This is a genomic window from Candidatus Synechococcus calcipolaris G9, from assembly GCF_029582805.1.
GTDB lineage: Bacteria > Cyanobacteriota > Cyanobacteriia > Thermosynechococcales > Thermosynechococcaceae > Synechococcus_F > Synechococcus_F calcipolaris.
The window spans coordinates 994,147-1,006,415 of the sequence record NZ_JAKKUT010000002.1 but is presented as its reverse complement, the minus strand read 5'-3'; the positions used below and the strand labels follow the sequence as shown (position 1 = coordinate 1,006,415).

The following is a 12,269-nucleotide window of genomic DNA, read 5'->3' as shown; positions in this document are numbered from 1 at the left end:
TCTAATACCATAATAAAATTGACATTCAATATAGCATCGAAACTATAGCAATGTAAAAAACAGATAAAAAATCGTAAAAATTATCGGTATGAAAATGATTCTACTCAATCGTCTAGAACCCACATTTCGACAGAATGCTTATTTTTCAACCCTTACAAAACAGTTTGACTGTTGCGACAGTGGGTTTTCCCCATAGCCTGTTTCTCATCGTATCCCTTTCTTTGTATTCCTTATTAAGGAAACCAATAATGAACGCCCATAAGTTAGCTGCCACCCTGATGGAAGATGGAATCCTAGTGCTGAAAGGATTACCCTTTCATGCCGGGGATGCCGTAGAAATAATTATTTTGGAGCAGCCGAAGGAAGAACAGCCAAGACACACATCTCCAAAAGACTATCCATTCCAAGGAATAGTCCTACGCTATAACGATCCCTTAGAGCCAGTTGTAGATAAGGATTATCTTGATGCAGTAGGGGCAACGCTGACCGAGTGGGATTCAGAGGCTGATGAACTAGCCTACCAAAATCTATGCGTAGTCAATTTGAACAGTTTGATCTGGTTGTAGTGCCTTTTCTATTTACCGATAGGACAGCAACCAAGCGAAGGCCAGCTCTAATTTTGTCAGACATTGCAGAATTCAATACACTGATTGACTGCAGCGTTATGACAATGATTGCAACTACGGCCCACGCTCCCTGGCCTCTAGATGTGCCAATTCAGGATTTAGCCTCGACTGGTCTACAAGCAAACTCCATCATTCGGATGAAGTTATTTACCCTCGACCATGCCTTAGTACTCAGGAAAATTGGTAAGCTTGCCAATACAGATGTTGTTGCTGTAAAGGATTCTTTGCAGCAGTTATTCAAATTATCTCGGCTCTAGTCTCCTTGTTGCTCTTAAATAACTGTAGTAAAGGAGAAAAATTGTTTGGAGTTGTAGCAGATAGCATATTGTTCCACGCTTTGCGACTACCTAAGGTTGACTGAGCCGTATAAGGATCTGTGGTATCTTTACAAACGAAGAAGTTTTATGGCTTACTGAAAGTTTAATATCTGCACGCAGTCTAACAATTCAAATGCAGCGGACGGATAAAAGCTGCTGGTGCTGAGTTCGAGGTTAGCTTTCATTTCTGATTTGAGCCATTAGACTGATTTTTTATAACTCTTTCGGGACGACAAAACAAAAAATGAGGCCATATTCCAAAATCACAGTTGTTTCCTATCTAACCGGGCCAACGTTGATCATTGCCAGTCATATCGGATCGCTACTCGTTTTGATCACTGGCTTATCCTGGGGATCTATCCTTTGGCTGCTATTTTTATATGTCATCCGCATGCTGGCAACGACTAGTATTTATCATCGATTACTCACCCACAAAAGCTATCAGGCTTCTAATCTGGTTCTATGGGTGGGCAGTATTGTGGCGGCGGCGGCTGGACAGATGGGACCCAGTTGGTGGAAAGCTCACCACATGATCCATCATCAATATGTTGATCGCGATCTCGATCCCCATTCTCCCCATACTCCAGCTCAGGGGATTAAGGGATTTGGTTGGTCCCAAGGAGGTTGGCTATTATCTCCCAACTTCTTTCCCGCCAAGCTACCGAGCGATGTTGAGGAGGATGGAGTATTAAAAGTGATTGACCGTTTGCACTTTATCCCTCTAGTAGCACTTGGGGCACTCTCCTATTTCATTGGTGGTGTTGAATATCTCGGTGCTTTTTTTCTTAGCACAACCCTGCTGTTCCATGCCGTGCAAACCGTTAACTCCCTCAGCCATATTGTGGGTGAGCAACCATTTAGCACCAACGACCATAGCCGAAATAATGGATTTGTAGCATTTCTAACTCTGGGCGAAGGCTGGCATAATCTCCATCATGCCTTTCCTGCATCCAGTCGGCAGGGCATCACCATTAGTGCTGCTGGGCAGGTTGTCTATCTTCCAGATCCAACGTTTGGCTTTATTAAAATGCTTGAGCTTCTCAAGTTAGCGTCAAAGCTTAGGATGCCCGCTGAAAATGATCTGCTAGCACGGGCCAGGAATCAAAACTTTCAGCATTCAGGATTGCCCGCCGCAGTAAAAATACCGGTAAAGTCTTAAATGTTGAAAACTCAACGGTTTCCTATATAGTTACGGGTTAATATTAATTTATGATGGTAAAAATGGAGGTACTAGGGTACCGTAGCTAGTGCAAGCTATTGACAGGTATGTCTTATTTCTCTACCAATAAGGTGAAATGCACCCGTAGTTCGGTACTCAGTGATCACTGCGATATGCACCACAAATGCTGCAACTACGATGTAACTATTTCAATCGAGTATTCTCTCTAAGTATTTCTATTTAGTGACAAGCTTGGACTCTCCCAATGCTAAAAGGGTAAAAACTCGATTAATTAAGGTTTCCGCAAAAATAACGGTGAACTCGTATGGATATTGGGGAAAGCATAAAAATGGCGATCGCCACCCTCACGGCCAATCGGCTGCGGAGTGGTTTAACCATGCTCGGGATCATTATTGGGAATGCCTCTGTCATTGCCATGGTGGGCATTGGTCAAGGGGCCCAACGCTATGCCGCCGGTCAATTTGAATCCCTCGGCCCCAATACCCTGTTCATTTCACCGGGTACCCCCCAGGCGCGAAGTCGTACCTTTGATATTCCCCAGACCCTTGTGCTTGAAGATGCCAAGGCGATCGCCCAACAGGTGCCCACGGTCAAGGAGGTCGCCCCCCAACTCCAGGTACAACAGCGCATGATTTACCGGGGACGGAATCTAACGGCCACCGTTGTCGGCACCACCCCCACCTTTTTAACGGTGCGAAATTTCACCATTGATCGGGGCCGGTTTATTTCTGAACAGGATATAGAACGCCATCGCCGGGTGGTAATTTTAGGTTCTGATTTGGCAACGAAGTTATTCCTTAATGAAAATCCCATTGGCCAAGAGATTCGCATCAAGAATCTAGCCTTTGAGGTGATTGGAGTTATGGAAGAAAAGGGTGCCTTTCTAGGCAACAACCAAGATGAAGTGGCCTATATTCCCATCACCACCATGTCAAGTCGAATTGTTGGCCAGCGATCTCCCTATGGGATGTCCTTAACGTTTATTTCTCTCTCAGCTCGTGATGAAAATAGTATTGAGGCGGCCAAGTTTCAAATTACGAATCTGCTGCGACTACGCCACCAAATTGTGGATGAAGATGATTTCACAATTCAAACCCAAAAAGAAGCTCTGCAAATCATTGGCAATATCTCCAATGCTCTGACGTTAATGTTAGCGGCGATCGCCAGTATTTCCCTCTTGGTGGGGGGCATTGGCATTATGAATATTATGCTCGTATCTGTCACCGAACGTACCCAGGAAATTGGTCTACGCAAGGCGATCGGGGCCACAGAGTCTGATATTCTCACCCAGTTTATGATTGAAGCAATTATTCTATCCGCCCTAGGTGGCCTCCTGGGAACCGCCGTGGGGGTCGGTGGTGTCATGATCGTGGCGGCAACAACACCCTTAGAAGCCGGGGTTGCTCCAGTGGCAGTGGCGATCGCCGTGGGGGTCTCCGGGGGAATTGGCCTATTTTTTGGTGTGGTTCCAGCCAAGCGGGCGGCCAGCTTAGATCCCATTGTCGCCCTGCGGAGTGCCTAAATGGAACGGGTTGTCGAGTTTTCAGCTTAATTTCAGTTCATGCTGCTGATCAGCAAATCAAAGTAGGATTCAGTAGTATGATAATATAATCCTACTAAGGACTACCCCAATGAGTAAAAAAGTCAGCATAACCCTAGATGATGAGACCTTAAAGTTTGTAGACAGTTGCTCCAAAAATCGGAGTAGCTTTATTAATCACATTCTTTTGCAAGAGCAGCAACGAGTTTTAATGGAGGATTTAGAGAAGTCCTATCAAGATCAGGCTAATGATCCAGATTTTCAAAAAGAAATTTCGACTTGGGATATTGTGGTGAGTGACGGGTTAGATGCCTAACGGATTCCTAACCTATAAAAGAGGTGAGATATGGTGGGTAGACTTAAGACCTGCCGTTGGATATGAAACAGCTAAAAAACGCCCCTGCCTCATCCTGCAAAACGATGTTGGTAACACGTTTGGAAATACCACAATCATTGCTCCAATTATGCCAGGCATTAAAACATTTCCTTTTGTGGTTAATATCGTGCCCACCCCTGAAAATCGCCTGGATAAGGAAAGACACATTAATTTCAGTCAGTTAAGGGCTGTGGATTATCAAAGAGTTAAAAATAAATTAGGTACGTTAGAAAGCATATACTGGCAAGAAATTGAAAAGGCAGTAAATATCGAGTTGGGGTTTAGTGGTATATTTCAGGCTCCTTAACTTGTTGCCTTAGGAAGTTGGTTGTTGGCTACCCCTGTGAAGGGGATACCCCCAAATCACCGTTTCCTGCTGATAGACCACCATGCCCGGAGCCGCTCCCTTGGGTTTATGAACGTATTTCATGGGAGTATAGACCACTGGAACCTGGGCACTTTGACTGGCACGGCTATGATAGGCGGCAATATTGGCCACCCATTGCACGTCTTTTTCACTGGGTTGGTCTCCCGCATCCAGGCGCAGGATGACGTGACTACCGGGAATTTCCTGGGAGTGGAACCAAAGATCGTAGGGACTGGCCAGGCGAAAGGTGAGGTGATCATTTTGGCGATTATTCCGCCCCACATACACGGATAAACCACCGGGGGTGCGGTATTGTAAAAAGTTCATTGAGGGCGGCGGCGATCGCCGATAGTCTGGCTCTGGCAAATAGTTCTCTTGAATGAGTTCATCCCGAATATCTTCCAAGACCTGGCAGAGGCTTCCAAAGGTGTCCCCATTGATCTCCTCAGAACTGGGCTGGCATTGTTCCACCGCCACCTGAACCTGGGCCAGATAGGCAAGTTCCTTTTGGGCCGTTTCGAGGAGGGGTAAAATGTGTTGCCGCGCCCGTTTAAGTTTTTGGTGTTGCCGATAGAGATGTTGGGCATTTTGAACCGCATTTTTTTCCGGGTTGAGGGGAATGGTGATGGGTTCATTGGTTTCAAAATCCTTCAGGGTAATAGCCGTGAGGCCGGGTTGCCATTCCTGGAGATGGGCCATTAATAAATCCCCCTGGCGGCGCTGGCGATCGCTAGTATCTGATTTCGCTAAACGGCTTTGAAAGTCATGGATTTTTTGCTCCAGTTTCTGGCAGAGATGGCTTAGTTTTTGCAAAAGTTGATGACGTAACCCCTGCCATTCCTGTTGATGCAGATACCCTTGATAATAGTCCTCTAACAGACGATGCAGATCCGGCTCTGGTTGGCCAAATGTCCAGGGAATGACGCTATAGGTGTGGTCATCCCGACGGGGTTGAAAACGTTTTTCGGCTAAACAGGTTAACCAATACTGCCAGGTTTGAAAGAGATGTTGCCATTGAGACTCCTCTAGGTTTTCATTGAGACAATTTGGCTCTAATCCGGTTTGACAAAAGAGCTGAAGTACGAGGGCAGAACTGAGACCCCGATAGTTTTTGAGGAACGATTGCCGTAGGGAACCAGGAATTAAACTCAGGCGATCGCGCCAGGCATCAAAGGCTTCATCCCGCCGTGGGATCGTATCAGTCAAGGCCGGCGGCGGTCGATAGGTTTGGCCCGTCAACACCGGCCGCAAGCGAGATTGTTGATCATTGACCTGGTGGGCAGCGGTGACAATTTCCCCATGGCGATTCACCAGAATCACATTACTGTATTTCCCCATGATTTCCCCATAGAGATGCCAAAGAATTGGGTCGCCCGGTCGCTGGGCAAACTGTAAATCTAGCACCCGTTCCCAGGGACTCAGGGGGACGATCGCCACCAGAGCTAACCGACCCAATTGATGCTGAAGTTGTTGGCTAAAGGTAAACGTGTCAGGAACACGGGGCGGCGGAGCTTCAAAACAAAGACGGGCCGCCTGGGGATGCCAACTGAGGGTCAACCATCGCCGTTGATTTAGGGTTCGCAGGGCTAGGGCAATGCTGTGGCGATCGCGCTGATAGACCGATTCCAGCCGGGCCGGGAGCCAATGCGCTTGCAGATCTGTGCAGATCGCCATTAATGTTGTGTAATCAACCTGTTGCACGACAAAATACCCAAGGAAAACGAAAGCTGAGACCCTTTTGAGCCTCAAACATCTATGGATCTCAAACTCATTAATGTGGGATTTGGCAATAGTATTGCTGCCCATCGTATCATTGCCGTTGTTAGCCCCGATTCATCCCCTATCAAGCGTATCATCAGCGAAGCTCGGGAGCGGGGACACCTCATTGATGCCACCTACGGCCGCCGTACCCGCGCTGTTCTGATTATGGATTCCCACCACGTCATTCTCTCCGCCACCCATCCTGAAACCATTGCCACACGCTTTAGTACATGATTGAGGGCATCTATAATTTGCTAGAATACTCCTTGATTTAAGATCAACTTTGGGCAAGTCCTATGCCGCGATCGCAGCGCAACGATAATTTTATTGATAAGACCTTTACCGTCATGGCGGATATTATTCTTAAGGTTTTGCCCACGAATAGCCGCTCGAAGACAGCCTTTGCCTACTACCGTGATGGCATGTCGGCCCAAGCAGATGGCGAGTATGCTGAGGCCCTAGAAAACTATGAAGAAGCCCTAGAATTAGAAGACGATCCCAACGATCGCAGCTACATTCTCTACAATGTGGGCTTAATCCATGCCAGTAATGGGGATCACGAGAAAGCCCTAGATTACTATCACCAATCCCTTGACCTCAACCCCCGCATGCCCCAAGCCCTAAATAATGTTGCTGTGATTTATCACTATTTAGGCACTCAGGCCGAAGAAGCCAAGGAAAAGGAGCAGGCGGAGCAACTCTTCGATCGTGCTGCTGATTATTGGAAACGAGCGATTCAAATGGCTCCTAACAATTATATCGAGGCGCAAAACTGGCTGAAAACCACCGGGCGATCGACGATGGATGTGTATTTCTAACTAGCTGTCTGTCATACCGTCGGGATAGTCTAGCCCATGGGCCCACTGAAATCAATAATTCTTCAGACTCGTCAACGGGTTGCTAAATTTGAGGCGCAGCGGATCACTCACCGCCTCTATGCAACAGAAATCGATGATCTCAGGGCGATCGCCCATGTACTCCAACAAGCATTTAATGAAAGACTCAGCCAAGATGAGCAGGAATGGGTCACAAAAATTGAAGCGTTAAGAACACAATTAAATCATGACCTTACAGAATTAACCCTGAAGGATTATGGTGCTGGCAATCCCCAGCAAAAACGTAGCCACGCTGAAATGTCTGCCGGAATTGAGGCTAAGGCAACCATTTCCCAAGTTTGCAAAGCCAGTAAACCTCGTTTTTGGGCCTTAATTCTTTTTTATCTTATTAGGGAGTTTAAGCCCACCATATCCATTGAACTGGGAACCTGTTTAGGTATTTCTGCGGCCTATCAAGCTGCGGCTCATAGCATCAATCATCAGGGACGAATCATTACCCTAGAAGGGGATCCATCCTTAGCCGCCTTGGCTGAAAAGAATTTACGGGGCTTAGGCCTAGATTATACTCAGGTGATCTGTGGACGGTTTCAGGATACCTTTGCTCCCATTCTTCAGGAACATCAACCCATTGACTATGCCTTTATTGATGGTCATCATGATGAAAATGCCACGATCTCTTATTTTGAATCCCTAATTCCCTATCTGGGAAATAAAGCCATTATTGTTTTCGACGATATTTCCTGGTCAGAGGGGATGAAGCAAGCTTGGCTGCGGATCAAACGCAATGAAAATGTTAAATTTTGGTTGGATATGCAAAAAATGGGCATTTGTTTGATCAATCATGAACAGATCTACCCGGTGACTGGCGAAACGCTCTATTCCTTATAAACCCTATCGGAAAGTTGGTTTAATGAATAAAATTTTTCACTATTCCCTCGGTCTACTTTCCCTAACTGGGGCGATCGCCCTCATGGCTAGTCCACCGGCCCAGGCCCAAGTCAACTACTTTGAGCGGTATCAACGGCCCATCAGTTTTAGAACCTGCACAACCCGGGACTGCTGGCTAGAATCTGCTCGACTCTGTGAACCCGTCATTTACAATGCCACCATGTCCATTGAAATTGCCACCGCCACGGCTCAGCATGAATTGTGGGGAGCGACAGCCGCCGGGAAATGTATTTACTTCCAGGAAGTTGAGTCCCTGCAAGCCTTTGGTCAGGACGCTCCCATGGGGAGAGGATTGCAGTTTATTTGTGTCTACGAAAGCGGCGATGATCTCGTTCTCGAATGGGAAGTTTTCTTTGGAAAGCGCAGTGGCAGCTTAGGAGCAACCGCAACCATGCAAGACCCCGTAACCAAAATTAGTCCGTCCAGTAAAACGATTAACGATCGCCATATTGCCAGTTGCCAGTCGATTATGCCCTAGCCGTCAGCAGTGCGGATTTTTTGCTGTCTTAATGTTTTAGTGAGATCGTCATTACAATTGGAATGCCAGGAGCCAGAATTGAACTGGCGACACGAGGATTTTCAGTCCTCTGCTCTACCAACTGAGCTATCCCGGCTTCATTGGTGCTTACTGATCCTAGCAAGAATGGCTTCCAGTGGCAATAGTTCGTTCCAACTGGTTTAACTACCCAAGAGAAAGGCAATCAGGAATAGACCGTAGAGTACCCCAAACTTGAGGGCATTTAGAAGCTCCCCCAAGAGGGTTTTGCGTAGTTTCCAGCGATCGCTATAGAAAATAGCACTAATAATCTCCGAGGCGATCGCCACAATTGCCGAAGCCGCAATATCGATATACCCCACCTGACCTGCTGTAGAGGCAAGGGCTGTCCCCAAGAAAATGCCAAACAGGAGGGCAATCACAATTAGCCCCAATCGCCGCCAGGGATTTTGTAGCTGACGCTGGAGTTGTTCTCCTAGGCGATTCACAAAGGTATTGAGACGAGTATCCTGCATACGATAGGCCCACCGACTTTCTATCACCGACAAAGATTGCTAGAGTATGAGGCACTGACCCTAATTATAGATATACCCACGCCTATGCTGAGTCGTGTTGCCAATGCTGTCTACTGGCTAAATCGCTACATTGAACGGGCAGAAAACATTGCTCGTTTTGTTGATGTTAACTTAAATATGCTCCTAGACCTACCCACGAGTCTATCGCCCCAGTGGCAGCCCCTAATCTTGACCACCGGAGACCTCCAATTTTTCCAAGAGCATTATGGCACCGCAACCGCCGATAACGTCATCAACTTTTTAACCTTTGATGCTAATTATCCCAACTCCATTTTGTCCTGCATTCGGGCTGCCCGGGAAAATGCCACCTCCATTCGGGAAGTGATCTCCTCAGAAATGTGGCAGCAGGTGAATCAGTTCTATACCCTAGTTCGTCATGCCGCCAAAACCCATTCTTTAGCCGATATTGCTGATTTTCTCGGTCAGGTAAAACAGGCCAGCCATCTCTTTGCTGGGGTAATGGATAGCACGATGTCCCACAACGAAGCCTGGCACTTTGGCCAAATGGGGCGATTACTCGAACGTGCCGACAAAACCACCCGCATCCTAGATGTGAAATATTTTCTACTCCTACCCTCCGTGGAAGATGTGGGTAGCCCCATTGATGAACTAGGCTGGATTGCCCTTCTCAAATCTGCCAGCGCCTACGAAATGTATCGCAAACGAGGTTTACACCGGATTACCCCCGCCGGTGTGGCAGAATTCTTAATTTTAGATGCCGAGTTTCCCCGGGCCATTCGTTCCTGTTTGTTGCAAGTGGAGTATAGTTTGTACCAAATTACCGGCACACCCCTAGGCAGTTGGCAATTACCCGTAGAGCGTTGCTTGGGACGGCTCCGCTCCGACCTTGATTATTTAACCATTGATGAAATTATCAATCGTGGTATGCATGAATTCTTGGATCAACTCCAAAGTCAAATGAACCAAGTGGACAATGAAATCTTTACCGCCTTCTTTGCCCTAGAACCCATCCCATCCACGACCTAATGCGCTATAAAATCTCTCATCAAACGACCTACACCTATAGCCAGGCCGTAGAACTTGCCCCCCATGTGGTTCGCCTGCGGCCCCGGTGTAGTAGTGATCAATCCTTACTAATGTTTCAACTCCAAGTATCTCCCCTTCCCAAGGGTGAAAGTCAGATATTAGATGAGGCAAACAACCCCATTCTCCAACTTTGGTGGCCCGAGTTACCCACCTCCATGCTCTCCATCCAAATCATGGCTGAGGTAGAAACCCATTGCATAAACCCCTTTCAATTTCTTCTCCATCCCTGGGCAACCCAACTTCCCCTCGACTATCCGCGAACCTTGCACAACAGCCTGAGTCCCTATCTAGGGTCAGCAGGTTTTCCCGGTGGTATCGATCCCGTTGCCCATGGCCTCGCCTGGGAAATTGCCACTGGCGTTGATAATAATCTGCTGGTATTCCTAAGTGAGCTAAATCAAAAACTCTATGCAACCTGTGGGTATCAAACTCGCGAAACTGGTGAACCTTGGCCCCCCTGTCTGACTTGGCAACGGCAATCCGGCTCTTGCCGAGATTTAACAGTGTTATTTATCCATGCCTGTCGGGCTGTGGGTTTGGCCGCACGTTTTGTCAGTGGCTACCAAGAAGGGGATGAAGATAGTCCAGAACGTCATCTCCATGCCTGGGCCGAGGTCTATTTGCCTGGGGCCGGTTGGCGAGGATACGATCCAACCCATGGCTTAGCGGTCGCCGATCGCCATATTGCCTTAGTTGCCGCAGCCCAGCCTGAAGATGCAGCCCCCATTACAGGAACCGTGCGGGGAAAAGGAGCAACAGCAGCTATGACCTATCAGCTTCAAATTTCTAGAACATAATCGCTAGATTATAATTTCTAAAGACTAGAAAAAAACCGACAAACCAAATTAACAGCTTGTCGGCTCGTTGTGTGTTCCCTGTTGATGACTCGGATAGTACTGAGTCACTTTCTAGTATTACGGATCAAACTCAATATTGACTGTGATATAGATCACAACTCAGTCAGTTTTTCTAAAACATTCTAGCTAGATTATTCAAAACCCAGCGATCGCCGATGCTCTTCGCCCGATAATTTGCCCTAAAATCCCCAGTTATTCAGCAAGAAAGAGTCATTGAGGTAAAATCAGGTACACTTTAATGGGCAGTTGGTCAATCAATAAAATGCGTGTGTACGTTTTACTATTTAACCCTGGAACCGAAAGCGAGGGAATTCACTCCCTACAGGTCAACGATCGCAACCTAATCCTAATGTTCGAGGCTGAGGACGATGCCACTCGTTATGCCCTGTTACTAGAAGCCCAAGATTTTCATGCTCCTAGCGTGGTGGAAATTGATGCGGCAGAGATTGAAGAATTCTGCGATGCGTCTGGCTACGCTTGCCAGCGAGTTCCCCAAGGATTTGTTCCCAAGAGTGATGCCGAGCGACTATTCCTTAGCCCTCCCGAAAGTAATGTGGGTGAAACGGATTGGGAGCTAGAAAATATAGTGCCACCAGCGGCGGAATTAGAGGATCAACTTTCCGATAGTGAACTTAATAGTCTACGCCAACGCCTAGAGAAATTGCTTTAATTCCGTTTCCCCAGAGGGTCAGTATGTTCGGTCGGTTTTCATTAGGAACAATTGGATTAGTCGTTGGCTCAGTTTTGACCATCATTGGAACGATCGCCTATGCCCAAGGGAATGCAACCCTAAATCTAGCGGGTTTTTTCTATGGCATTCCCCTACTCTTGGGGGGATTAGCCCTGAAAGCCGCCGAACTCAAGCCGGTGCCCTACAGTCAACCGCCGTCCCCAGATATTATTGAGTTACGCCAAGGTGCAACCCCAATTCAGACCCAAATCCGCAACGATATTACCCGCTATCGCTACGGCCAAGAAAGCCACCTAGATACATCCCTCGCGGCCCTTGGCTTGAGTCCCTCCGATGAGGAACGGCCGGTTCTATCGGGATTGCGGGAAAGTGATACCGATGGTGCCTATACCCTAGTCCTTGAATTTGACTCTCCCTTGATTAGTTTTGAACAATGGCTGGCCAAGCAGGATAAACTACGGAAATTTTTTGGCCCCAATATTGATATTGCCCTCACCCAATCCGCGGACAACCGTGTAGAGGTGAGTTTGATCGCGATGGACTCGAACCCTGCCTAACCAAATTACATGGAGAATTAAATGGGGCACACAGCGAACCAGACAATGTAAGTTGGTGTAGAGTGGAACATGGTGATCCATCATTGAACGCTACA

General features: G+C 47.3%; 16 protein-coding genes and 1 tRNA gene. 14 read left to right on the top strand and 3 right to left on the bottom strand.

What is annotated here, in order from left to right; translation table 11 throughout:
• Positions 1–248 precede the first annotated feature (248 nt).
• The 6 genes from L3556_RS07685 (at position 249) to L3556_RS07660 (ending at position 4,346) form a co-directional block, all read left to right on the top strand.
• Positions 249–566: a hypothetical protein gene (locus L3556_RS07685; protein ID WP_277866706.1), complete on the top strand. Its 318-nt coding sequence runs from the start codon at positions 249–251 to the stop codon at positions 564–566.
• A complete protein-coding gene (locus L3556_RS07680) occupies positions 530–883 on the top strand; it encodes a type II toxin-antitoxin system PemK/MazF family toxin (protein ID WP_277866705.1) in 354 nt (117 codons plus the stop codon). The genes L3556_RS07685 and L3556_RS07680 overlap by 37 nt, the downstream gene beginning before the upstream one ends.
• Positions 884–1,238: 355 nt before the next feature.
• Positions 1,239–2,102: an acyl-CoA desaturase gene (locus L3556_RS07675; protein ID WP_277866704.1), complete on the top strand. Its 864-nt coding sequence runs from the start codon at positions 1,239–1,241 to the stop codon at positions 2,100–2,102.
• 325 nt (positions 2,103–2,427) lie between these two features.
• Positions 2,428–3,645 carry an ABC transporter permease gene (locus L3556_RS07670; protein WP_277866703.1) on the top strand — a complete coding sequence of 406 codons (1,218 nt, stop codon included), beginning with the start codon at positions 2,428–2,430 and terminating at the stop codon, positions 3,643–3,645.
• A gap of 109 nt (positions 3,646–3,754) precedes the next feature.
• Positions 3,755–3,979 (top strand): type II toxin-antitoxin system MazE family antitoxin, encoded by a 225-nt coding sequence (mazE, locus tag L3556_RS07665; RefSeq protein ID WP_277866702.1) that lies wholly within the window; start codon positions 3,755–3,757, stop codon positions 3,977–3,979.
• Positions 3,972–4,346, top strand: coding sequence for a type II toxin-antitoxin system PemK/MazF family toxin (locus tag L3556_RS07660; RefSeq protein WP_277866701.1), 375 nt, complete (start codon positions 3,972–3,974; stop codon positions 4,344–4,346). The genes mazE and L3556_RS07660 overlap by 8 nt, the downstream gene beginning before the upstream one ends.
• 9 nt (positions 4,347–4,355) lie before the next feature.
• Here the strand turns inward: L3556_RS07660 and L3556_RS07655 are convergent, their stop codons facing one another.
• A complete protein-coding gene (locus L3556_RS07655; protein ID WP_277866700.1) occupies positions 4,356–6,107 on the bottom strand; it encodes an Rqc2 family fibronectin-binding protein in 1,752 nt (583 codons plus the stop codon).
• A 54-nt stretch (positions 6,108–6,161) separates the two neighbouring features.
• On the opposite strand from L3556_RS07655, the gene L3556_RS07650 reads away from it, so the two are divergent.
• From L3556_RS07650 to L3556_RS07635, 4 genes are all read left to right on the top strand, one after another.
• Complete coding sequence (locus tag L3556_RS07650; protein WP_277866699.1) at positions 6,162–6,401, top strand: DUF370 domain-containing protein; 240 nt, start codon at positions 6,162–6,164, stop codon at positions 6,399–6,401.
• Between the two features lie 62 nt (positions 6,402–6,463).
• Positions 6,464–6,985 carry a photosystem I assembly protein Ycf3 gene (locus L3556_RS07645; RefSeq protein ID WP_277866698.1) on the top strand — a complete coding sequence of 174 codons (522 nt, stop codon included), beginning with the start codon at positions 6,464–6,466 and terminating at the stop codon, positions 6,983–6,985.
• A 36-nt stretch (positions 6,986–7,021) separates the two neighbouring features.
• Positions 7,022–7,891: an O-methyltransferase gene (locus L3556_RS07640; protein WP_277866697.1), complete on the top strand. Its 870-nt coding sequence runs from the start codon at positions 7,022–7,024 to the stop codon at positions 7,889–7,891.
• 22 nt (positions 7,892–7,913) lie between these two features.
• Complete coding sequence (locus tag L3556_RS07635; RefSeq protein ID WP_277866696.1) at positions 7,914–8,429, top strand: hypothetical protein; 516 nt, start codon at positions 7,914–7,916, stop codon at positions 8,427–8,429.
• Positions 8,430–8,492: 63 nt separating this feature from the next.
• On the opposite strand, the gene L3556_RS07630 is transcribed toward L3556_RS07635, so the two are convergent.
• Both L3556_RS07630 and L3556_RS07625 read right to left on the bottom strand, forming a co-directional pair.
• Positions 8,493–8,565: transfer RNA gene (locus L3556_RS07630), tRNA-Phe, on the bottom strand.
• 64 nt (positions 8,566–8,629) lie between these two features.
• Positions 8,630–8,962, bottom strand: a complete 333-nt coding sequence (locus L3556_RS07625) for a DUF565 domain-containing protein (RefSeq protein ID WP_277866695.1) — start codon at positions 8,960–8,962, stop codon at positions 8,630–8,632.
• Between the two features lie 84 nt (positions 8,963–9,046).
• On the opposite strand from L3556_RS07625, the gene L3556_RS07620 reads away from it, so the two are divergent.
• The 4 genes from L3556_RS07620 (at position 9,047) to L3556_RS07605 (ending at position 12,174) form a co-directional block, all read left to right on the top strand.
• Entirely contained in the window at positions 9,047–10,009 is a 963-nt protein-coding gene (locus L3556_RS07620) for an alpha-E domain-containing protein (protein WP_277866694.1), read from the top strand.
• Positions 10,009–10,866, top strand: a complete 858-nt coding sequence (locus tag L3556_RS07615) for a transglutaminase family protein (RefSeq protein WP_277866693.1) — start codon at positions 10,009–10,011, stop codon at positions 10,864–10,866. Before L3556_RS07620 ends, L3556_RS07615 begins: the two co-directional genes overlap by 1 nt.
• A 322-nt stretch (positions 10,867–11,188) precedes the next feature.
• Positions 11,189–11,596: a DUF3110 domain-containing protein gene (locus L3556_RS07610; RefSeq protein WP_277867616.1), complete on the top strand. Its 408-nt coding sequence runs from the start codon at positions 11,189–11,191 to the stop codon at positions 11,594–11,596.
• A gap of 23 nt (positions 11,597–11,619) precedes the next feature.
• Complete coding sequence (locus L3556_RS07605; RefSeq protein WP_277866692.1) at positions 11,620–12,174, top strand: DUF2854 domain-containing protein; 555 nt, start codon at positions 11,620–11,622, stop codon at positions 12,172–12,174.
• The last annotated feature ends 95 nt before the right edge of the window (positions 12,175–12,269 follow it).